Genomic DNA, 23,630 nt, shown 5'->3' with positions numbered 1-23,630 from the left:
AAAAACGCCACAAGCAATGAGGAGAATTCCTGTGAGCGATATCGAACTACGTATCAAACAAGCGGTTGCAGAACAACTTGGTCTTAAAGCTGAAGAGATTAAAAACGAAGCATCTTTTATGGATGACTTAGGTGCTGACTCTTTGGACTTAGTTGAGCTTGTTATGTCTTTCGAAAATGATTTTGACATCACTATCCCTGATGAAGATTCTAACGAAATCACAACTGTTCAATCAGCTATTGACTATGTTTCTAAGAAACTAGGTTAATTGTTGTTTCAGCTTTGCTGAAAATGAAAGCCACCTTTTAGGTGGCTTTTTTAATGGAAAATCAAAATGCTTGTTGGATCGCTTTTATTACATACCGTTACCTTTACATGACCAAACAGCATCTTTTTGAAGCGGAATTTTAGGTATAAAAATAGAACACTATTTTTAATAGCATAAATAACAAGATGGAGAACTAAAATGGGTCTTTTTGATTTTGTAAAAGGTATTGGTAAAAAAAATACTGCACCAGCAGAACCACAGGCAACTCCAGCAGCGTCAACTACTCCAGCAGAGCCATCTGCGCAAGAAATTGCAAATAAATTACTGGGCCATATTAAAGCGTTGGGCTTGCCTGTAACCGGTTTATCTGTGAGTTATAACAGCACTTCTGATCTGGCGACCATTAAGGGACAAGTACAAAGTCAGGCAGACCGTGAGAAAATTGTGCTGGCGGTAGGGAATGTTGATCATGTGGCAAAAGTTGATGATCAGATGACTGTTGCAACGCCTGAACCTGCAAGTAAATTTTATACAGTTAAATCGGGCGATTCCTTGTCTAAAATTTCAAAAGAATATTATGGTGATGTAAATCAATATAACAAAATTTTTGAAGCTAACCGTCCATTGTTAAAAAATGCCGATGATATTTATCCAGGACAGGTACTTCGTATCCCTGCTTAAAGAGAAAGTAATAAAAAAGCGCGAAAAGCGCTTTTTTATTAAAATTTATGCTGTAGTTTTCGCTTGGAAAATTGTTCTCTGTCTAAAAAAACGTTAGGATTTAAAGAATAATGTTGCGCCAAAATCTGGATGAGTTGTTGTCGGTTGCCTTTGTTCAACATATTTAGATCAAGATGTGCCATTTTATATTTCTTTCGAAATTCAGGTTTTAAAATAAAACCGATACTGCACTTTTTCCACCTTTTGGGGTCTACTGCCTTTGTTTTAAGTGGCTTAAGCACACGATACTTTGAGGCATGCGAGGAATAAAGCTGAGCTTTGAACAAGGTACTACGCTGCACCACGATATTGAGCTTTATTCCCATATTTTGTATGGATATCGTTTGGCGGGTCACTACAAGTTTTAGGTTTATGGCAATACAGGCCAGCAGAATGATCAGTGTCACTAATAACCAACCTGACGGGGGTTGATGGAATAAATACTGAATCAGGCTACTGAAATCCTGAATCATATTGAAGCTGCTGAGTGAGTGTTGTGCTAAAACAATAAATAGGGCAGGGATAAAGATCAGTCCAATTAAATAACGTGGCAGATAGTGACATTGAAATAGTGGATCTTCAGTTGTTATGTCCATAAACCGTCACCTTTCAAAAAAAGTATAGCTAGGAAATGATTGCTGTTTCTAGCGCAATGACTGCTCTATTACTAGACAGCGAATGCTTAAACTTAAGACTGTTATAAACTGGACTCCAGTTGAGTAAGATGGACTCTAATGTTTAATACTTATTTTATCTGATAATTTTTTATATTCATCTGTGTGGTATTTAGCTATTTTAAGTTTCTGAATTGAATTGGCTTTAGCTATTTTTGTTATAGATTTGAGTAGGAAAGTAAATCTTGTTGTTTAACGTATTACGCTTTCTGATTTTATATAGTTTTGATGTGTGCTGAAATTACAGCAGACTTCCACTTGGCAGATTCTAGGCAGCAAACCTGTAAAAGTACATCGGCCATTTGATTTGGTGTTTTAAAATTTAGAACTTTCTGGATTCTTTGTTGATTATTAAATAACTCAATATAATTTGTAATATCGGCTTTAGCTTTCTCTCTTTTTTATAATGATAGTGATGAACTAATTCATTTTTAAGTATTCCGCAAAAGCTTTCAATCGGTGCATTATCTTAACCGTCTCCTTGTCTGAGTGTAGAATTAAGCTTTTTGTTGGATATATTAAAAAAGAGAGCACTTATGCTCTCTTTTTAACGTTCAAATGAGGTGAAATTACCTTTTATTTGAACTTAGTTTTTCACTTTATATGCAATTAAGCTATCGCCTGGTGTAGTTCCCATAGAACCATGACCACCCGCAGCAACAACCACATATTGTTGTTTGTCTTTACCGATGAAGGTAGACGGTGTTGCTTGACCACCCGCAGGAAGCTCAGTTTCCCACAGTTTATCACCTGAGTTGACATCGTAAGCACGGAAGAAGTTATCCGCAGTTGCAGCATGGAATACAACACCACCTTTAGTGGTTAATGTACCGCCATGAGCAACCATACCTACGTTGAAACCCAACGGGAATGGCATTGGCAAGAAAGTAGTTTTAAGGTTTTTGGTATTACCGATACGACGAACCCATTCAGTTTTACCCGTTTTTAAATCTACAGCAACCATACGACCCCAAGGTGGAGCAATACATGGAACACCTAACGGAGATGCAAACTGAGAAATTTGAGTTGCATACACACCTTTGAAGTTTTCATTCCAATATGGAGTGCCGTCTTTAGTAAATAGACGTTTTTCTTCAGTTTCAGGCGTACGTTTAATCAAATTATAACGGTAAGCCAAACGCAATGGTGTTGCGACTAAGATTTGACGCTCTGGGTCAATTGAGATTGAACCCCAGTTAAATACACCCATGTTACCTGGAAAGATGATTGAACCTTTCTCTGTTGAAGGGGTCCAAGGATTACCATCGTAACGGTTGTTACGGAAACCAATTTGACATTGCATTTGGTCAAATGGCGTCATACCCCACATTGATTTTTCAGTCAAAGTTTCAGGTAAGAAGTTAAGTGCAGATTTAGGTTGAGTCGCTGCATAATTTTCACCTGCAATACCCTCTTGTGATACTTTAACCTGTTCAATTGGGTAAATAGGTTGACCGGTTAAACGGTTCAATACAAAGATGTTACCGACTTTGGTGGGTAAAACAATTGCAGGTTGCTTTTTACCTTGATAGTCAATATCAAGTAATGAAGCTTGAGCTGGGTTATCACGATCCCAAAGGTCATGATTTGAAGTTTGGTAACTCCATTTTAACGCACCTGTTTTAAGATCAAGCGCAACCAAAGCATCACGGAATTTTTCCACAGTGCTGTTGTCATCTCGTCCTAAGCCTAAAAGGTCAGGTGAACCATTACCAAATGGAATATAAACTAGACCATTTTTAGTATCAGCAGTAAATGTTGACCACGCAATTGGTGTGTCATATGGATATTGTTGACCTTCTGCAAGTGGTGCAGTAAGCGTTGGATTCGCTGGATCGAAGTTCCATACCAATTGACCTGTGACAGCATCATAAGCACGGATCACACCAGATGGATTACCAGATTCATAACCATTGTCCATGGATGAACCACCGATAATCACCAGATTACCCGCGACTAAAGGTGCAGCCGTTTGCATGTAAACGTGTGGCAAAATTTTGCCCATGTTTTTCAATAGATCAACTTGACCATTGTCACCAAAACCGGCACACAATTTACCTGTGTCTGCATCTAAAGCAATCAGCTTAGGATTCGTTGCAGTAGTGGTGTAAATACGTTTAGCACATTGTTGCGGTGCTGCAGGTGCAGCCGCTGTTGAAACTGCGGTTAAGCTTGCAAGATCAAGATAGCTCACACCACGACAAGTTTGGTGTTGTTGTAAATATGAACCTTCACGTTTAGGTACATATTTCCAGATTTCTTTACCCGTTTCAGGCTCTAAAGCATGAATTTGGTTGTTTGCAGTACAGAAATATAATGCACTATTGACTTTAAGAGGTGTGGCTTGGAAGGTATATTCAGAGGCATCCACTTTTGGATCACGTACATCGCCTGTATGAAATTCCCAGGCTTTTTCAAGTTTGCCAACATTTTCAGTATTAATTTGCATTAATTTAGAAAAACGAAGTCCATCTTGATTACCGCCATAAGCTGTCCATTCTTCATCAGCAACATTCGCATCAGAAGCTTCGACAGGATTTTGAATATCACCTGTGACCCGAATTGAATCATAGAACATGAGACCAATGACCATGACAATCATGAGCCAAACCGTACCGCCTAAGAAAGGGTGGAATTTACGGTTTTCCGCTTCAGGTTTTTCTACAGCTGCTTTGTATAAAGGCTTAACAATAAAGGGTAGGGATAGCCATAAACCAATAAGTGCGAAAAGCGCACCGCGTGGTACCCATTGCCATTTATCGAAACCGACTTGAGCAATAATCCAAATCAGGATAGCCCACATCACTACTGCGTAGAAAGTCAGGACAATTTTTTTCTGAAGAAACAATAAAGCTGCTGTAATGAGTAAGGCAATACTAATGAGGAAATAGGCAGGGCTACCTCCGACCATGAGTAATTTGCCACTCATATACATTAAAGCAAGAGCGAATATTGCAATAACAATACTCGTGATTTTGTTTAACATATTCGATCTCTTTGGGATGATTTTGGTTAAATTTCAATCCATTTTTAGCAAAAAAAATGAATGAAAGGGTTAACCAGCAATAATTGAAATAACTTTAAAAGCCGAAGCTTTCATGCTGCTGATCGCTATAACCTGAGGATTTGAATTATTCCAAATTTAATAAATTTATTAATATCAGCAGGTTATTCATTTTGATTCAACAGGGAGCTTATTGAGAAATTGAATTCCATTGGCGCAAAAGACAGGAAAACCTCTATTTTGCTGAATTCGGCTATTTCAAATAAACGTTAAAACATTTCAATCGGGCATTATTGATTCAAAGGCTTTAGTACTATAAAACCTTTTTTATTTAAAAATCATAAGTTTAAATATTTTGAGACATTCAATAATGACCAATCAAAGTCAATACTAGAACTACAAGCTTATGTGATAATTTTATCACAAGGAGATAAAGTAAGCATATTATATGGTATTTATATAAGAAAAAACGAATTAATTATCACTTTTTAATATTTAATTTTAAAATTTCTTGTAATATATAAAGCCTCAAATATTTTTCGTACTTTTAATTTAAGACTTAAAACGTCTTTATTTCAGGATTAGTCCATGCATCTCTCTTATTCTCTACGGCTGATAATCATCTGTAGTGCTGTACTCATGTGCCAAAGTTCATTTGCAAATGAGCCTTGGTCTCAAGATCGACAATGGTTATTTGGTGACTGGAATGGCAACAGACAAGAACTAGAAGAAAAGGGTTATAAGTTTACAACGACAATTACGACAGAAAGTGCATCCAATTTAGCGGGTGGCTATAACGACGACAATAAGACTTTACATTCTTATAATTTAAATTTAGGAACACATTTCGATTTAGAAAAGATTAAAGGCTGGAAAGATACAGAAGCCAATATCATGATTAGTAAACGTGACGGTCAGGAATTGTCAGGTGAACGAATTTCGATGCCGGGCTACAAACATTTCAGTAATGTACAGGAAAATTATGGTCGTGGACAAAGTTGGCGTATTTCTTCTGCCTGGATTAAAAAAGGATTTAAAGATAATACGGTACAAGTCAAAGTCGGTCGTATGGGCTTGAATGAAGACTTTGATGGCGGGCAATGTGAATTTCAGAACTTGATTTTATGTGGTAACCAAATTGGTAAAACCAATGGTTCAATTTGGTATAATTTTCCTGTATCTGGCTGGGCTGCCAATGTTAAATATCAATTTGCTCCTGAATGGTCAATTGCAACCGGGATTTATGAAATTAACCCTGAAAATATGCTGGAAAATCGTGGTTTTAACTCAACCATGGATGAAACAGAAGGTGCAATCATTCCGCTGCAGTTGGTCTGGACACCGAAGTTTGATGGTAAGGGCGGGGAATATAAAATTGGTGCCTATTATGCGGATGTCGATATGGATGATGTCAAAACCAATGCCAATAATCAGACTGCTGTAAAAGGCGATAGCTTTAAATCTCACGATGATAAATACAGCTTCTGGTTAAGCGGTCAGCAACAATTAACTGCACCAGATGGCAATGCTAACAAAGGCTTATTTGCAACTGCTCACCTTGTGTTTAACGACAAAGGGACTTCAACTGTAGAGTCGACGCAACAACTTGCCTTTTGGTATAAAGGACTCATTGACAGTCGTCCACAAGATTCAATTGGTTTAGGTATTGCCCATTTTGATGTAAATAGTCGAGTGGCAGATTATCAGCGTTATAACAACACAGTCATGTTGGACGTTGGTCAACCAAAGCCATATTTTATTCAGGATGATGAAGTCAATATCGAATTAAACTATACCTACCGATGGTCTCCAGCGGTAATGTTCCGTCCTAACCTTCAATATATTTATCAGCCAGGCGGTATTTCTGAAGTGGATAATGCTTGGGTGGCCGGTCTAACCATGCAGTTAAATTTCTAATTTAGATCTCATTCACTCCTTAATAAAAAATTTGGAGTTGTATAGATGAACTACCTTTTGACTTTAAAATCTACCCAATTGACGGTGTTGGTTATCACCCGAGGTGGATAGCAAAGTCTTTATGTAGGAGCGATTGAAGATGATACGTTCGTTTGTAGATCCCATTAAAATTTAAGCAACTCGTAACGATACAAGTTATCTCTAAACCTCTGCATCGGTCTATCGCCTTAAGCAAACTTATATGTCACCTTATGTGTTGTTCTGGATTGAAAAATCCAAAATACTTCCTTTCATTTTAACCTCTGTGATTTTATAGGTATTAAGTTATAAACTTGGTGTTGTTATTCAATTTTATAATAGTAAAACAGTTTAAAAAATAAACATGTTATTTGTTTTTAAGTTGTTGTATTAAATTGGGTTTTTTATTCCAAATAAAAAATCCCGCTACAGGAGCGGGATTTTTGAATCTTTAAATTACCAGCTTAACGCGCCACCCGTTTGGTAGTCGGTCACGCGAGTTTCAAAGAAGTTTTTCTCTTTACGCAAGTCCATCATTTCTGACATCCACTGGAATGGGTTGTTTACACCAGCGAATTGTTCAGGCAAGCCAAGTTGCGCTAAACGACGGTTTGCAATGAACTTTAAGTATTCTTCCATCATTGCAGCATTCATGCCCAATACACCGCGTGGCATGGTGTCACGTGCGTATTCAATTTCAAGCATTGTCCCTTCAAGAATCATTTGAATGATTTCTTCTTGGAATTCAGCTGTCCATAGAGCAGGGTTTTCATTCTTGATTTGGTTAATCATGTCGATACCAAAGTTCAAGTGCATAGATTCATCACGCAGGATGTACTGGAATTGCTCGGCAACACCATTCATCTTGTTACGACGACCCATAGACAGAATTTGGCTGAAACCACAATAGAAGAAGATACCTTCAAGTACACAGTAGAATGCGATCAAGTTGCGAAGCAAGATTTGGTCGTTTTCAGGTGTACCTGTTTTGAAAGTAGGATCACACAAAGATTGAGTATACTTCAAGCCCCAAGCTGCTTTACGCGCTACTGACGGTACTTCACGGTACATGTTGAAGACTTCGCCTTCGTCCATACCTAAAGATTCGATACAGTATTGGTAAGCGTGAGTATGAATCGCTTCTTCAAATGCTTGACGCAAGATGTACTGACGGCATTCAGGGTTGGTAATGTGACGGTAAATCGCCAATACCAAGTTGTTTGCAACCAATGAATCGGCAGTCGAGAAGAAACCGAGCGAGCGCATAACAATCGTACGTTCATCTTCGGTTAAGCCATTTTCAGACTTCCAAAGAGCGATGTCATGGTTCATGTTTACTTCTTGCGGCATCCAGTGGTTGGCACAACCGTCAAGATACTTCTGCCAAGCCCATTCGTATTTGAACGGAACAAGCTGGTTCAAGTCAGCACGACAGTTGATCATGGCTTTATCATCAACTTGCACGCGCTGTGCGCCCATTTCAAGCTCTTCCAAGCCTGGCGCAACATCAAGTGTTTCTAAGGCAGCAGATGCTCTTGCCAACGAATCGGCTGAATGTTTTGTTCGACCTTGACTGGTTCTAGCGGATTGTGCAGCACCCAAATCCGACGCTGGTGGTTGTGCATCAGATACCACTTGTGTATGAGTCGCTTTTTGCGGCTCGACGGGCGCAGACTTGAGTTCAGGTGCAGCCGGTTTTTGCGAATCATCTTCGAAATCGTCCCAACTTAGGATAGACATATCAATTCTCTCTTCGATGCTTATATCTGTTATCTGACATCTCACAAACGAAGATGTCTACTATACGCTTATTCTGTGTAAGCAAAATTAAGTTTTGCCGATGAAAGCACTAAACTTGTTCGATAGAGCAGATACCCACACTACTTATTTTGCTTACGCTGTTGTGCTCGAACCTTAACAAATGCATAGGTCAGAGGTACGTAAAAACAAACAATAAAGGAAATCACCAGAACAATAAGTCCTAACATATAGTTATGGGTCATATGGAGCATGATGGTTTCCTATAATTATTTAAAGTGTGAATCCTAGCTGAAACTAAGATTCACATTTACAAAATCATTTTTTAGATGATTTTGTAGGTTTAACGGTTTCAGTCACTGTTGTTTTAGGATGCTTTTTTGCATACTTTTCAGTAACAAAGCGACCAGTACCAGCATCACGGGAAACTTTTTTAGTAGCCATAGAGGTATCTTCATATCAAATCAAAATGACTCGTACTGGCTCGAGAAAGAATTCAGTGCTACAATTCATCTCGCATTTGCTAATGCCAGCCTCGTCGTGACCATTTTGGTATCACTTCGAGATTGAAAGCCTTCTACTAGTTTTGATCGGCCTGTAGAGGGCTTTTTTATTGCCTAAATTTCTTGAATCCCCCTCTTGCGCAGCAATGCTGCTCACCTTTTGCAAAAGGGGACTTACATCCAGTCATTTGCTTCGAGGAATCCCCCTCCTTTTAGGAGGGGTTAGGGGAGGTTATGAAGCCTATTGACAAGCTTCACAATCTGGATTGTCAATTGAACATGCCAATGGCACTGGCGCTGCTTGTGCAAAATCATCTTCAGCTACAATCGCAGCTTCTGGTTGCTTGGCAGCTTCCACTACCGCAACGGGTGCGCTGGTGATAACCGCTGGGCCCATATTTGATTTTACTGCGTTCAATGCACCGGTATTAATGGTCGATTTCTCTGTAGAAGTCGCACCCAAGGCACGAAGGTAATAAGTGGTTTTAAGGCCACGCAACCACGCCATTTTGTACGTCATATCCAGTTTCTTACCATTTGCACCAGAGATGTAAAGGTTAAGAGACTGTGCCTGATCGATCCATTTTTGACGACGTGATGCAGCATCTACAATCCAGCGTGGCTCAACTTCAAACGCAGTCGCGAAGATGGCTTTAAGCTCTTCAGGAATACGCGAAATCTTCTGAACAGAACCTTCAAAGTGTTTAAGGTCGTTCACCATCACAGAATCCCAAAGGCCGCGATCTTTTAACGCACGTACTAGGTACGGGTTGATCACTGTGAATTCACCAGAAAGGTTCGATTTCACATACAGGTTTTGGAACGTTGGTTCGATAGACTGAGAAACACCACAAATGTTCGAGATGGTTGCAGTTGGAGCAATCGCCATCACGTTCGAGTTGCGCATACCGTCTTTTTGAACTTTGCTACGTAAAGTATCCCAATCCAGACGAGTGGTACGATCTACTTCGAACATGCGTTCTGGACGTGATTTCGCAACGATATCTAAAGAGTCGATTGGCAAGATGCCCTGATCCCAAAGTGATCCTTTAAATGTTTCATACGTACCACGTTCAACAGCCAAATCACTTGAGGTTGTAATTGCGTAGTAAGAAATCACTTCCATCGATTCATCAGCAAAATCAACCGCAGCATCAGAACCGTAGGCCAAGTTCATTTCATATAAAGCATCCTGGAAGCCCATGATGCCCATACCCACTGGACGATGCTTCATGTTTGAAGTACGTGCTTGTGGTACAGCGTAGTAGTTGATGTCAATTACGTTATCAAGCATACGAACAGCAGTTTTTACTGTACGCGCCAGTTTTTCACGATCTAAAACACCGCCTTGAACGTGTTGAACCAAGTTGATTGAACCCAGGTTACATACCGCAATTTCATCTTCACTGGTGTTCAAGGTAATTTCTGTACACAAGTTAGATGAATGCACTACGCCCACGTGTTGTTGTGGTGAACGCAAGTTACATACGTCTTTGAATGTGATCCAAGGATGACCGGTTTCAAACAACATAGACAGCATTTTGCGCCACAAATCTTTTGCACGAATCACTTTGTGCAACATGTTTGTTTCTTTGGCAATGCCTTCATAATAAGCATAACGTTCAGCGAATTTTGCACCCATTAAATCATGCAGATCAGGTGTTTCAGACGGAGTGAACAAAGTCCAGTCACCATCTTCAAAGACACGTTGCATGAACAAGTCTGGAACCCAGTTTGCAGTATTCATGTCATGTGTACGGCGACGGTCATCACCGGTATTTTTGCGCAGTTCCAGGAATTCTTCGATGTCCAGGTGCCAAGTTTCAAGGTACGCACAAACTGCACCTTTACGTTTACCACCTTGATTTACCGCTACTGCAGTATCGTTGGCCACTTTAAGGAACGGAACAACACCTTGTGATTTACCGTTAGTCCCTTTGATGTATGAGTTCAAGGCACGAACTGGTGTCCAGTCATTGCCTAAACCCCCTGCCCATTTAGACAACATTGCGTTATCACGCATTGCGCCATAAATGTTGTACAGGTCATCACCAATGGTGGTTAAGTAACAGCTAGACAACTGCGGACGTAAAGTGCCAGAGTTAAATAGGGTAGGTGTTGACGCCATGTAGTCGAAGCTAGACAACAAGTTGTAGAACTCGATGGCACGATCTTCACGGTTTTCTTCATTTAACGACAGACCCATTGAAACGCGCATGAAGAACAATTGCGGTAATTCAAAGCGGATGCCATTTGAGTGAATGAAGTAACGGTCAAATAAAGTCTGCAGACCTAAGTATGTGAACTGGTTTGAGCGTTCTGGTTGAATCGCTGCTGCCAGTTTCGCAAGGTCAAAGTTAAGCAGTTCCGGAGAAATAAGGTCAAGCTCGATCCCTTTCTTCAAGAAAGTTTCTAAAGCATCGCCTTCGTTGGTCTCGGTAGATAGACCCAAGAACTCTAAACCTGTAGCAACCAAGTTGTCACGCAGTAAACGTGCAGTTACATACGTATAGTTAGGTTCTTGTTCGATACGGGTACGAGTCGCCATCATCATTGTTGTCGCGATGTCTGACTCTTTTACGCCGTTATATAAATTCTTGATGGTTTCATCGACGATCGCTTGAACATCAATACCTTCCAGACCTTCAGCCGCTTTTTCTACATGTGCTTGTAGCGCAGCCAAGTCAAGCGGTTGAAGCTGACCATTTGCAGCAGTTACTTGTAAAGTCGGGTGATGGTGTGCACCGAGTTGTTTACGCGCATCAGCACGTTGGTCGCGGTAGATGACATACGCACGTGCAACTTTCTGTTCACCGGTACGCATAAGCGCAAGTTCAACTTGGTCTTGAATTTCTTCAATGTGAATCGTGCCACCTGACGGTAAACGACGGCTAAAAGTATTCATTACCATTTCAGTAAGTTGTTCTATACGGTCATGAATACGGCTTGAATCAGCGCTTTGTTGACCTTCTACAGCCAAAAAAGCTTTACCTATCGCAACAGAAATTTTTTCTGCATCAAAAGTAGCAACATCACCGGTGCGTTTAATCACCTGAAGTTGACCAGGAATTGAAGTGATTACGCTCATGTGGGCATAGCTCCATTGTCATCTATTGTTATGTGTGAGGACCATTTGAACTGGACGAAATCTCATCTCAGTGTTTGAGGAATAAACACAAGAACTAGTGGTTTAAAATCGAATTGAACACAAGATACGGGAAAAATGAGCTTAGATCAATATTGACATTTTAGTAAAAATTTTTCTATTTCTTCGCAATATCTCATTGCAAAAAAATCTCTATTTTTATGTTTCTTGTATAAGCCTGATTAGACAGGGGTCTAGCATAACAAAGCTCGAATTAAGTGCTTATAGATAACCTTGTGGATAAGTTAAAAGAGTGCGGTTAATTACTCATATTCTGAACAAAATGGCAAAATGTATATAAATACATCATTTTGTAACAAAATGTATCATAAAAATGGTAGAAATGGCTATTAATTATTAAAAGTTCAATCAATTCAATGTTTAATAAAAAGTTAACAAAAAGCTACTTTGATGTATCAGTTTGGTGAATGCCATCTTGTTTACAATGTAAACGTGTGTATATTGCTGTGTATATTGAAGCGTATCCACAGGATTTTTAAGGATACCTTAATCCATATAAAGGGGCATTTTATGAGCCAAGAAGAAAAGTTACCTAAAATTTTAATTGTTGAAGACGATGAACGTCTTGCACGTTTGACTCAAGAATACCTGATTCGTAATGGATTAGAAGTTGGGGTAGAACCTGACGGTAATCGCGCAATCCGTCGTATTATTGCCGAACAACCAGACCTAGTGGTGCTGGATGTGATGTTGCCAGGTGCCGATGGTTTAACCATTTGTCGTGAAGTTCGTCCACATTATCATCAACCGATTTTGATGTTGACTGCACGCACCGAAGATATGGACCAAGTTTTGGGTCTGGAAATGGGTGCAGATGACTATGTCGCTAAACCTGTTCAGCCACGCGTTCTCTTGGCGCGTATCCGTGCATTATTGCGTCGTACGGATAAAGTACCTGAAGATGAAGTTGCGCAGCGTATTGAATTTGATGACCTTGTAATTGATAACGGTGGTCGTTCGGTAACTTTGAATGGTGAGTTGGTTGACTTTACCAGCGCTGAATATGACCTGTTATGGTTGTTGGCTTCAAATGCCGGACGCATTTTATCTCGTGAAGATATTTTTGAGCGTCTGCGTGGGATTGAATACGATGGTCAGGACCGTTCAATCGATGTGCGTATTTCACGTATCCGTCCAAAAATTGGTGATGATCCGGAAAATCCGAAACGTATTAAAACAGTACGTAGTAAAGGCTATTTGTTCGTTAAAGAAACCAACGGTCTTTAATAGTTGTACCTAATATTTATAGGACATCCTCTTGTTTAAACACAGTATATTCTTGCGTATTTATGCGGGATTAGTCATCTTAGTTGCCTTGGTGGCAGTATTTGGCTACCTGTTGGTACAGATTATTAATTACCAGCGTGCGCAAGAATATCGTGAATCTTTAACCGACGGGGTGTCCTATATTATTAGTGAGGGCATTGCCCGGCAGCCCAATGAGCAACAGAAGAAAGACTGGATTTCTGATGCTTCTGATTTGCTGGAACTGCCCATTTATTATGTAGATGCAAATAAAGTCGATTTATCACGTACCGAGCAAAGACGCATTAATGATCGCAAAGCTGCGGTTCGTTATGATGCACAAAACTCGATTGCTTATGTAATTATTGGCTTGAAAGAAGATCCAAAACATTTGCTTTATATAAAAGTGGATAAAATTGGGGAACGCCAAATGAAAGCGTTACCCATTTTTATTCTCGATTATCTGGTGTATTACCCGGGACAAGAAAAAGAATATTTGGCAAAAATTCAATCGAATTTTTCCTACCCCATTCAAATTGAAAAAGTTCAAAACCTACCACTCGATTCCGAACAGATTGGGCGCCTTCGCTTAGATCACAGTATTATTTTATACCGTGACAGTGCGTCGGTTCGTGGCACCACGATCTCTATTGTTTCACCTATGCCAAGTTCACCTTCTGAGGTGTTGGTGCTCGGTCCTGTGCCGCTATTTAACTGGATGCCTTTCCAGCTTGCAGCAGGGATTACCTTGCTCAGCTTATTTGTGTTGAGCTTGGGGGTGTATGGCTTGCTTGTTCCTATGCAACGTCGTTTGCGTGAAGTGAATTATGCCTTGCATCGCATGAAGTCCGGAGATATGACCTTGCGTTTACCGGTCGATGGTACCGATGAAATGGCAAGTCTGGCGACCAATTACAACAGTATGTCTGATCATATTCAGCGTTTGATTGAAGCGCAACGCGAATTGATGCGTGCGGTTTCACATGAACTGCGCACACCTGTGGCACGTATCCGTTTTGCTATGGAAATGCTGGCAGACGAAGATGACTACGACTACCGCTTACAGCAGGTTGAGCAGATTGATAAAGATATTGAAGCGCTAAATACCTTGATTGATGAAATCATGACCTATGCAAAACTCGAGCAAGGTACACCATCGCTAGATTTTGAAAAAATTGTCTTGTGTGACGTTTTAGATCAAGTGGTCGTTGAAACTGAAGCCTTGAAAACACAAAAAGAAATTGAGCTGAAAGCACCCCCTCTTAATATTATGGTCGATGCCGAGCGTCGATATTTACACCGGGTCGTACAGAATTTGGTGGGGAATGCAGTTCGCTATTGTGATCATAAAGTGATTGTAAGCGGTGGGATCAATGACGAAGGTCTGGCGTATGTACAAGTTGAAGATGATGGGGCAGGTATTCCCGAAGAAGAGCGCAAGCGCATTTTTGAAGCTTTTGCCCGTCTAGATGACAGTCGTACCCGTGCTTCTGGCGGCTATGGTTTAGGTCTGTCTATTGTGAGTCGTATCGCGTACTGGTTTGGCGGTAATATTGGTGTAGATAAAAGTCCGAACCTGGGTGGGGCGCGTTTTACGATGACATGGCCGGTACAACGCTTTAATCAAAGCAATAAGAAAACCGGAACAAGCAAAGACGGCATAGAATCTTAATAGATATATAATATAAAAAGCACCGGATCCGGTGCTTTTTAGTATGGATTATTCGTGCAGTGTGGCATCGGGTTCAATAATTGGCTTGCCTTGTCTTAAACTATCAAGGGCATCGGTATTGAAATCTAAAAGCAGGGAATTATTTTTAGGATCAATCGCATAATGGCTAACCAATTTTTGGTCGCCGTTTAGCGTTTCGACTTTATATTGATCTGCAATATTTAAGATAGCATCCAGATTGGTGGTTGCAGAAGCAAAGTCTTGGCGGAAAAGTTCATAAATATCGCGAAGGTCAAAAATGGCATTCTGAGCATCGGGATGTTTTTCAATATATCCTTCAACATGACGCACCAACAGCTGTGCAAAGAAAAAATACTCAGATTCATGTTTGTATTCTAAGCTCATGTGTTTGTTCCTTATTCTTTGTTCTACGGATACAGATAGGAATAGCATAAATAGGGGGGGAGATCATCAGGAGATGCATGAGAGTTGCAAAAAAACACACAAAATAAGTACGATGAAGTCGTGTTTATTGTTTTATATAGAGGTGAATACTTTAAAAAATCACAATAAAAAAGTTCTCTTATTCATGAATGGATTTTTAAAAGCGCTGCTCTTTATGAAAGAAACAAAATAATAATGATTTGCCTGTGAAAGTGGGAGCTGTCAAGACATTGCGCCAAAGTTTGATCATTTTGCGCTGAGTGGAACTGTGCCTGAATAAATAAATGACATTATAATTTGGATTTTTCTTGGCAATATGAGCCTGACTTTGAGTAATTTGAAAAAAATAATCAATTTTCTTCTTTTGATTTAATAAAGCGATTGCCGGACAAACAATAGGGCTTAAGCTTTGAAAAAGCAGTAAATTGACTAAAAAATCATCCAAAAGACTAAGACTTATAAGCTAGCAAGTGAAATCATAAATCAGGTACAATTGGCGGGATTAATTTTGTGTTTGGTGTATTAGAAGGCCAATACATACATTCTTTGTTAATAAATTAGGCCTGCTAGGAGTTATCCCCGCATGAGTGCCATTACTCCATACGATTGGGCAGTTATTGCTTTCGTGATCGGCGTTACATTTCTTTGCGTCTTTATGCTCACCGTTCCTTTACTCCTTGGGGGTAAGTCATGGGGCCGTGCGAAGCAAGAGCAATTTGAGTCAGGTGTGGTAGGTGCTGGTGGAGCACGCATCCGCTTGTCTGCTAAGTTCTACTTGGTGGCGATTTTCTTTGTAGTATTTGACTTGGAAGCACTTTATCTCTACGCATGGGCTACATCGGTTCGTGAGGTAGGTTGGTTCGGTTTTACTACTGTTGTCATCTTCGTAGTTGATTTATTGATTGCGTTGATTTATGCAGTGAAAGTAGGTGCATTAAACTGGGCACCAACGGATCGTCGCAAATCAGCAGCTATGCAATCGAAAATAGGTTCAGCAAATATGAACCTTGCAGACATTACTCGCTTTAACTCCATCGAAGAGTTGGTTATGGACCCTACCGGTCAAATTCCAGCTCAATCTTCTGGTCGTGTGAAAGCAAAAACACCGGCTACATCATCTATTAAGGAGTAACTCGGGATGAAATATACATTAACCCGTGCGAATCCGGATGCTGATCAATATCCACTTCAGGAGCGCCAGATCGTTACCGATCCGCTTGAAGACGAAGTGAATAAGAATGTATTCATGACTCGTTTAGAGGACGTGATGCATACAGCTGTCAACTGGGGTCGTAAAAACTCTGTCTGGCCTTTTAACTTTGGGACATCGTGCTGTTACGTCGAATATGCAACCACTTTAACCGGTGTGCATGACATGTCACGTTTCGGTGCCGAAGTTATTCGTGCTTCACCGCGTCAGGCGGATTTAATGATTGTTGCAGGTACGTGCTTCGTGAAGATGGCACCTGTAATTCAGCGTTTATATGAGCAAATGTTAGAACCTAAATGGGTGATTTCAATGGGTGCTTGTGCAAACTCTGGCGGGATGTACGACATTTATTCAGTTGTACAAGGTGTGGATAAAATTATTCCTGTCGACGTGTATGTCCCAGGTTGCCCGCCGCGCCCTGAAGCATTATTACAAGCCTTGATGCTGTTACAAGACCAAATTCAATTAGAGCGCCGTCCACTTTCAGCGGTAATTGGTGATGATCTTCAGCCAGTGTATAAGCCAAAGATGCAGCCAGAACGTGACCGTAAGAATGCTGAACGTATTGCAGTGAAAAACTTACGATCTATGGATGAAATTGAATAATTTTAACGATGAAATATTGATGCACCCGGTCTGGGTGTAATTGTCGTTAAAGTTGCCTTGAATTTGTATAAAATAGGAAGCCAAGCCAATGGCTGAAACTGACATTGCTATGCCAGAATCAACGCCTGTTGATTCACGCCCAGCATTTGCAATTGTAGAAGAACTCAAAACCAAGTTTGGTGAGAACTTCTACGTGCAAGCGACTTTTGAAGATTTTCCAACAGTCTGGGTTGAGCGCGCACGTGTACAAGACGTCTTAATGTTCTTGCGTAAAGTGTCACGTCCATACGTGATGTTATTCGACTTGTCGGCGGTAGATGAGCGTTTACGTACGCACCGCGACGGTTTGCCTGCCTCAGACTTTACCGTGTTCTATCATTTGTTATCGCTAGAGCGTAACAGTGATATTCGTATTAAAATTGCGTTGAATGAGAGTGATTTAAATCTTCCCACTGCGACCAACATTTGGCCAAATGCCAACTGGTACGAACGTGAAGCATACGATATGTTCGGCATTAATTTCGAAGGGCATCCAATGCTCCGTCGTATTTTGTTGCCAACGTATTGGGAAGGTCACCCACTGCGTAAAGAATATGCGGCACGTGCGACTGAATATACGCCATACATGCAGAACCAGGCGAAACAGGATTTCGAGCAAGAACACTTGCGCTTCGTTCCTGAAGACTGGGGTCTAAAACGCGGTAATGCCGATGAAGACTTCATGTTCCTGAACTTGGGTCCGAATCATCCATCTGCGCATGGTGCATTTCGTATTATTCTTCAGCTAGACGGCGAAGAAGTGAAAGACTGCGTGCCGGACATCGGTTATCACCACCGTGGTGTGGAAAAAATGGCTGAACGTCAAACCTGGCATTCATTCATTCCATATACCGACCGTGTTGACTACTTGGGTGGTTGTGCGCAAAACATGCCTTATGTGTTAGGTGTGGAACAAATGGCGGGAATCGCGGTTCCTGATCGTGCACAATGTATCCGTGTCATGATGTCTGAATTGTTCCGTATCAATAACCACTTGTTGTATATCGGTACTGCAATTCAAGATGCCGGTGGTATGACGCCAGTATTCTATATGTTCGCCGATCGTCAAAAAATCTATGACGCAATCGAAGCGATTACCGGTTACCGTATGCATCCGGCATGGTTCCGTATTGGCGGTACAGCGCACGACCTTCCAAACAACTGGCAAAAACTCATTCGTGAAATTCTCGAATGGATGCCAAGCCGTATGAACGAATACTACACAGCTGCATTACGCAACTCGGTATTCATGGGTCGTACCCAAGGTGTTGCGCAATACGATGCAAAATCTGCATTGGCTTGGGGTGTAACGGGTACTGGTCTACGTGCCACAGGTATCGATTTCGATGTTCGTAAATACCGTCCTTATAGCGGTTATGAAAACTATGATTTCGAAGTGCCTTTAGAGTACGAAGGCGATGCTTATGCGCGTGTTATGGTTCACTTCCGTGAGATTGAAGAATCATTAAAAATCGTGAAGCAATGTTTAGACAACATGCCGTCTGGTGCCTATAAAGCGGATCATCCATTGGCTGTTCCACCACCAAAAGATAAGACCTTACAAGATATTGAAACCTTGATTACGCACTTCTTGAGCGTGTCATGGGGCCCTGTAATGCCTGCTGGTGAAGCATCTGTGATGGCTGAAGTGGTAAAAGGTGCGTCGAACTACTACTTGACTTCTGACAAGTCAACCATGAGTTACCGTACCCGTATTCGTACACCAACATTCACGCATTTACAGCAAATGCCTTCTGTGATTAACGGCAGCTTAATGTCTGACTTGATCATTTATTTAGCGACAATTGACGTCGTAATGGCTGACGTGGATCGCTAGGGGTAAACGCATTATGATGATTTTGACTGACAAAAAACCACGTGTGAATGTTGAAGGGATTTTAACTTCGGAAGAAATCCACGATATCGAACATCACATTCATCACTATCCATACCCACGTGCAGCATGTTTGGATGCATTGAAATGCGTGCAACGCCGTAATGGTTGGGTAGATGATGCACAAATGAACGCAATTGCGCAGATGCTATCTATGAGTGTTGCGGACTTGGAAGGAGTGGCTACGTTTTATAACCGTATCTACCGTCAACCCGTAGGTCGCAACGTAATTTTGCTATGTGATTCAATTGCATGCTTCTTGATGGGTGCTGAAACTTTGGCGGAGGCATTCCAACGCGAGCTTGGTATTCAATTCGGTCAAACGACTGCTGATTGTCGTTTCACGATTTTACCAATCTGCTGCTTGGGGAACTGTGACAAAGGTCCAACCCTAATGATTAATGAAGATACGCACGGTTTGGTTGAAGTGTCTTCAGTTAAACAGTTATTGGAGAAGTATGTATGAATACTGAACCAAAACCGATTTATGGCGATGGTAACCCAGAAACCCATCCACTCACTTGGCGTTTAAGCAAACAAGCCAATGTTCGTAATGCTGATGATTACGAAGCGCTGGAAGGTTATGCAGGCTTTAAAAAAGCCATTACCATGAAACCGGCTGAAGTGCTAGATGTGGTTAAAGCTGCGACTGTAAAAGGTCGTGGTGGTGCAGGTTTCCCGGCAGGGATTAAATGGTCATTGATGGCGCCAAATGATGGCGGTCCACGTTACCTGATCTGTAATGCCGATGAAATGGAACCCGGTACCTTTAAAGACCGTTTGTTGATGGAAGATCTTCCACACCAATTGATCGAAGGGATGCTGATTGCTGCTTATACATTAGAAGCAACTCAAGGTTATATCTTCATCCGTGGTGAATACATTGAAGCTGCGAAGTACTTAAGTGAAGCGCTTGAGCAGGTTCGTGCCAAAGGTTACCTGGGTGAAAACATCCTCGGTACTGGCTGGAACTTTGAGATGCACGTGCATACTGGTGCGGGTCGTTATATCTGCGGTGAAGAAACTGCATTGATTAACTCGCTTGAAGGGCGCCGTGCCAATCCGCGTACCAAACCGCCATTTCCGCAAGTTGCAGGTGCTTGGGGTCGTCCTACCATTGTCAACAACGTAGAGACCTTTAACAATTTACCGGCAATCCTGCTTCGTGGTCCTGAATGGTATGTTGGTTTATCTGAAGGTAAATCGAAAGATCCAGGCACGAAAATTTATGGTGCATCAGGCAAGGTGACATTCCCGGGTTTATGGGAACTTCCTTTTGGTACTACCGCGCGTGAAGTGATTGAAGATCATGCCGGTGGTATGCGTGATGGTCTTAAGTTAAAAGCATGGCTACCCGGTGGTGCATCGACTGACTTTTTAGCTGCTGAACACATTGACCTGCCAATGGATGCGGAAAGCATCATGAAAGCAGGCTCACGTTTAGGAACTTGTTTGTTAATGGTGGTGGATGAAACCCAGTGTATGGTTTCAGCGACCCGTAACTTAGAAGAATTCTTTGCGCGTGAATCGTGTGGTTTCTGTACCCCATGTCGTGATGGCCTACCTTGGGCAGTGAAAGCGCTTAAAGCTTTAGAGAATGGCGAAGGTAAGCAGGAAGATATCGAGCACTTACAAGAATTAACTCGTAAGTTGTGGATTGGTAAGACTTTCTGTGCGCACGCACCGGGTGCAATGGAGCCGCTTATGGGCGCACTCAAACATTTCCGTAGTGAGTTTGAAGCAAAAGTGACGAATCGTCCTGCTGCTCAAGCTAGCCACGCAGAACAGGTTTAAGGAATTCGACTATGGCTACAATTCATGTCGATGGAAAAGACTACGAAGTAAATGGCTCGGAAAACTTGCTGCAAGCATGTTTGTCTTTGGGTCTGGATATTCCATACTTTTGTTGGCATCCATCCTTAGGTTCAGTTGGTTCTTGCCGTCAATGTGCCGTCAAACAATACGCAAATCCTGAAGATACGCGTGGTCGTTTGGTGATGTCATGTATGACGCCTGCTTCTGACAATTCCTATATTTCAATTGAAGACAAAGAAGCAACGGAATTCCGTGCATCGATTGTTGAATTCTTGATGACGAATCACCCGCACGACTGTCCAGTTTGTGAAGAGGGTGGTCACTGTCATTTACAAGATATGACGGTGATGACACAGCACGACCGTCGTCGCTACCGTTTTACCAAACGTACGCATTACAACCAGGAGCTAGGCTCATTCATTTCTCATGAAATGAACCGTTGTATCGCATGTTACCGTTGTGTTCGTTACTACAACGACTACGCAGGCGGTACAGACTTTGGGGTGTATGCAAGCGCTTCTCGAGTTTACTTCGGCCGTCCTGAATCAGGGACGCTAGAATCTGAATTCTCGGGTAACCTGACTGAAGTATGCCCAACGGGTGTATTTACCGATAAAACTCACTCAGAACGCTACAACCGTAAATGGGATATGCAGTATGCACCAAGCGTGTGCCAAGGCTGTTCTTCAGGTTGTAATATCTCTCCGGGTGAGCGTTATGGCGAACTTCGTCGTGTTGAAAACCGCTTTAATGGTGACGTTAACCAATACTTCCTTTGCGATAAAGGTCGTTTCGGGACGGGTTATGTAAATCGTGCAGATCGTCCACGTCAGCCACAGTTCCGTAATGGCGCAAACGTGACTACGGTTTCTGTTGATAAAGCATTAGATACCGTGATTGCAAATATTCAAGGCAAAAAAGTTTTGGGTATTGGTTCTCCACGTGCCTCTCTTGAATCTAACTTCGCGCTTCGTGAATTGGTCGGTCAAGACAACTATTCAACAGGTCTGTCTCAAAAAGAACAAAATTTGGTTGAATTGGCTGCTTCTATCATGCAAACCGAGGGTGTTTATAACCCGACGATGCGTGAAATCGAAAGCTATGATGCTGTATTGATTTTAGGTGAAGACTTAACTCAAACTGCACCACGTATGGCCTTGTCTGTCCGCCAGGCGGCGAAAAACAAAGCCAAAGAAATGGCGGCAGAACGTCGTACCCAAGAATGGTTGGCTGAACCGGTACAACGTATTGGTCAAGATGCGAAATCTCCGATTTACATCCTTGCTGCAACGCAAACACGTTTGGCTGATGTTGCCACAGGTGAAGTGGTTGCTTCTCCAAACGACATTGCGCGTTTGGGCTTTGCGGTTGCTGCGGCAGTTTCAGGTGAGAACATCACTGGTTTGGATGATGATGCAAAAGCATTTGCTCAAACCATTGCGGACACCTTAAAAGCTGCGAAAAAACCACTGATCATTTCAGGTACCAGCTTGCAAGATCCTGCAATCTTGGAAGCGGCAGCTCAAGTTGCTCAAAATCTGGGTTTAAATGCAGGTCTGACATTGACTGTTCCTGAAGTGAACTCAATGGGCTTGGCAATCTTTGGTGGATTAAGCTTGGAACAAGCATTCGCTCAAGATTACGATGCCATCATCGTGGTTGAAAACGACCTATACCGTCGTTTGCCAACAGCTCAAGTGGATGCGGCATTCGCCAAAGCAGCTGAGGTGATCGTGGTTGATCATTCTGAAACTGCAACTGTTGCCAAAGCATCAATTGTACTTTCAGCGGCAAGCTTCGCGGAAGGTGATGGTACTGTGGTATCTCAGGAAGGCCGTGCACAACGTTTCTACCAAGTGTATGACCCAAGCTATCACAAACCAGAGTATGCGATTAAAGAATCGTGGCGCTGGTTGCATGCCCTTGAAACTGGCTTGCAAGGTAAGGCGATTTCATGGACATTGCTGGATGACGTGATTGAGTCTGTTGCGAAAAATGTTCCTGCACTCGAAGCAATTCGTGATGTGGCACCAGATGCGGGCTACCGTGTACATGGCTTGAAAATTGCGCGTGAACCACGCCGTTATTCAGGTCGTACTGCCATGCGTGCGCCGTTATCTGTACATGAACCGAAACAGCCGATCGATATCGATTCTGCCTTAACCTTCTCTATGGAAGGTTATGTCGGAAATCAAACGCCATCTTCACTGATCCCATTTGCATGGTCTGCGGGTTGGAACTCTCCACAAGCTTGGAATAAATACCAAGACAACGTGGGTGGTCACTTAAAAGGTGGTGATTCAGGCATTCGTTTATTCGATCGTTTAGTTAAACGTCCTGCACGTACTTTCGTTGCACCAACGCCAGTCGTTACCCATCCAGAAAGCTTCCGCTTAGTACCGATGCACCACATTTTCGGTTCTGGTGAGTTCACTGTGAAAACACCTGCCATGGAATCGCGTATTCCTGAAGCAGTATTTGCCGTGGGTGAGCAAGATGCAGCACGCTTAAATGTTCAAGACGGTCAAAACATTACTGTGAAATCAGGCGAGGCTACGATTAGCCTTCCAGTTCAAGTGATTGAATATTTACCTACAGGTTATATTGGTTATCCAATTGGTCTTGCACCAACGGTTTCACTTGCAGAGCCTGTATCAGTCGCGGTAGGAGTGTAATT

19 protein-coding genes and 1 pseudogene are annotated in these 23,630 nt (G+C 41.8%); 11 read left to right on the top strand and 9 right to left on the bottom strand.

The genetic code is table 11. The annotated features are described in order from the left end of the window. Positions 1-31 precede the first annotated feature (31 nt). The gene (gene acpP, locus E0H80_RS11410) at positions 32-268 is read left to right on the top strand and encodes an acyl carrier protein (RefSeq protein WP_004651013.1); all 237 of its coding nucleotides are present in this window, start codon (positions 32-34) and stop codon (positions 266-268) included. 198 nt (positions 269-466) lie between these two features. Next, the gene (gene lysM, locus E0H80_RS11405) at positions 467-949 is read left to right on the top strand and encodes a peptidoglycan-binding protein LysM (RefSeq protein ID WP_131365904.1); all 483 of its coding nucleotides are present in this window, start codon (positions 467-469) and stop codon (positions 947-949) included. A gap of 38 nt (positions 950-987) precedes the next feature. Here lysM and E0H80_RS11400 read toward each other — a convergent pair whose 3' ends face one another. The 3 genes and pseudogenes from E0H80_RS11400 to E0H80_RS11390 all read right to left on the bottom strand — a co-directional run bounded on the left by E0H80_RS11400 (position 988) and on the right by E0H80_RS11390 (position 4,648). After that, a complete protein-coding gene (locus tag E0H80_RS11400; RefSeq protein WP_131365901.1) occupies positions 988-1,584 on the bottom strand; it encodes a hypothetical protein in 597 nt (198 codons plus the stop codon). 346 nt (positions 1,585-1,930) lie between these two features. Beyond that, positions 1,931-2,131, bottom strand: a pseudogene (locus tag E0H80_RS11395) (IS3 family transposase); the annotation flags it as partial. A gap of 117 nt (positions 2,132-2,248) precedes the next feature. Further along, positions 2,249-4,648, bottom strand: coding sequence for a membrane-bound PQQ-dependent dehydrogenase, glucose/quinate/shikimate family (locus E0H80_RS11390; protein WP_131365898.1), 2,400 nt, complete (start codon positions 4,646-4,648; stop codon positions 2,249-2,251). A gap of 606 nt (positions 4,649-5,254) precedes the next feature. Here E0H80_RS11390 and E0H80_RS11385 point away from each other — a divergent pair. Beyond that, positions 5,255-6,583, top strand: a complete 1,329-nt coding sequence (locus E0H80_RS11385; RefSeq protein ID WP_131365896.1) for a carbohydrate porin — start codon at positions 5,255-5,257, stop codon at positions 6,581-6,583. Positions 6,584-7,057: 474 nt separating this feature from the next. Here the strand turns inward: E0H80_RS11385 and E0H80_RS11380 are convergent, their stop codons facing one another. From E0H80_RS11380 to E0H80_RS11375, 4 genes are all read right to left on the bottom strand, one after another. Next, positions 7,058-8,341 (bottom strand): ribonucleotide-diphosphate reductase subunit beta, encoded by a 1,284-nt coding sequence (locus E0H80_RS11380; RefSeq protein ID WP_131365894.1) that lies wholly within the window; start codon positions 8,339-8,341, stop codon positions 7,058-7,060. 140 nt (positions 8,342-8,481) lie between these two features. Then, positions 8,482-8,613: a preprotein translocase subunit YajC gene (locus E0H80_RS16895; protein ID WP_228259993.1), complete on the bottom strand. Its 132-nt coding sequence runs from the start codon at positions 8,611-8,613 to the stop codon at positions 8,482-8,484. A 64-nt stretch (positions 8,614-8,677) separates the two neighbouring features. Next, complete coding sequence (locus E0H80_RS17020; RefSeq protein ID WP_265937229.1) at positions 8,678-8,803, bottom strand: hypothetical protein; 126 nt, start codon at positions 8,801-8,803, stop codon at positions 8,678-8,680. Between the two features lie 300 nt (positions 8,804-9,103). Beyond that, on the bottom strand, positions 9,104-11,950 hold the full coding sequence (locus E0H80_RS11375) for a ribonucleoside-diphosphate reductase subunit alpha (protein ID WP_131365892.1): 2,847 nt from the start codon (positions 11,948-11,950) through the stop codon (positions 9,104-9,106). A 588-nt stretch (positions 11,951-12,538) separates the two neighbouring features. Between E0H80_RS11375 and bfmR the strand changes: the two genes are divergently transcribed. Both bfmR and bfmS read left to right on the top strand, forming a co-directional pair. Beyond that, on the top strand, positions 12,539-13,255 hold the full coding sequence (bfmR, locus tag E0H80_RS11370) for a response regulator transcription factor BfmR (RefSeq protein ID WP_067870229.1): 717 nt from the start codon (positions 12,539-12,541) through the stop codon (positions 13,253-13,255). Positions 13,256-13,286: 31 nt separating this feature from the next. Next, positions 13,287-14,945 carry a sensor histidine kinase BfmS gene (bfmS, locus tag E0H80_RS11365; protein WP_131365890.1) on the top strand — a complete coding sequence of 553 codons (1,659 nt, stop codon included), beginning with the start codon at positions 13,287-13,289 and terminating at the stop codon, positions 14,943-14,945. 48 nt (positions 14,946-14,993) lie between these two features. Here the strand turns inward: bfmS and E0H80_RS11360 are convergent, their stop codons facing one another. Together E0H80_RS11360 and E0H80_RS11355 are read right to left on the bottom strand one after the other, a co-directional pair. Further along, the gene (locus E0H80_RS11360; protein ID WP_131365888.1) at positions 14,994-15,350 is read right to left on the bottom strand and encodes a hypothetical protein; all 357 of its coding nucleotides are present in this window, start codon (positions 15,348-15,350) and stop codon (positions 14,994-14,996) included. A 196-nt stretch (positions 15,351-15,546) separates the two neighbouring features. Continuing rightward, a complete protein-coding gene (locus E0H80_RS11355) occupies positions 15,547-15,834 on the bottom strand; it encodes a hypothetical protein (protein WP_131365886.1) in 288 nt (95 codons plus the stop codon). 138 nt (positions 15,835-15,972) lie between these two features. On the opposite strand from E0H80_RS11355, the gene ndhC reads away from it, so the two are divergent. The 6 genes from ndhC to nuoG all read left to right on the top strand — a co-directional run bounded on the left by ndhC (position 15,973) and on the right by nuoG (position 23,628). Next, a complete protein-coding gene (gene ndhC, locus E0H80_RS11350) occupies positions 15,973-16,521 on the top strand; it encodes an NADH-quinone oxidoreductase subunit A (RefSeq protein ID WP_067870237.1) in 549 nt (182 codons plus the stop codon). A 6-nt stretch (positions 16,522-16,527) separates the two neighbouring features. After that, on the top strand, positions 16,528-17,205 hold the full coding sequence (locus E0H80_RS11345; protein WP_067870239.1) for a NuoB/complex I 20 kDa subunit family protein: 678 nt from the start codon (positions 16,528-16,530) through the stop codon (positions 17,203-17,205). 88 nt (positions 17,206-17,293) lie between these two features. Then, a complete protein-coding gene (gene nuoC / locus E0H80_RS11340) occupies positions 17,294-19,081 on the top strand; it encodes an NADH-quinone oxidoreductase subunit C/D (RefSeq protein ID WP_131365884.1) in 1,788 nt (595 codons plus the stop codon). A 13-nt stretch (positions 19,082-19,094) separates the two neighbouring features. Continuing rightward, complete coding sequence (gene nuoE, locus E0H80_RS11335) at positions 19,095-19,604, top strand: NADH-quinone oxidoreductase subunit NuoE (protein ID WP_131365882.1); 510 nt, start codon at positions 19,095-19,097, stop codon at positions 19,602-19,604. Then, the gene (gene nuoF, locus E0H80_RS11330; protein WP_131365880.1) at positions 19,601-20,932 is read left to right on the top strand and encodes an NADH-quinone oxidoreductase subunit NuoF; all 1,332 of its coding nucleotides are present in this window, start codon (positions 19,601-19,603) and stop codon (positions 20,930-20,932) included. Before nuoE ends, nuoF begins: the two co-directional genes overlap by 4 nt. A gap of 11 nt (positions 20,933-20,943) precedes the next feature. Next, complete coding sequence (gene nuoG / locus E0H80_RS11325) at positions 20,944-23,628, top strand: NADH-quinone oxidoreductase subunit NuoG (protein ID WP_131365878.1); 2,685 nt, start codon at positions 20,944-20,946, stop codon at positions 23,626-23,628. Positions 23,629-23,630 lie beyond the last annotated feature (2 nt).

This window comes from Acinetobacter sp. ANC 4779, from assembly GCF_004331055.1.
In the GTDB taxonomy this organism is placed as follows: domain Bacteria; phylum Pseudomonadota; class Gammaproteobacteria; order Pseudomonadales; family Moraxellaceae; genus Acinetobacter.
Note: the sequence above shows the minus strand (reverse complement) of the source record. Positions and strands in the feature narration are given on the sequence as shown.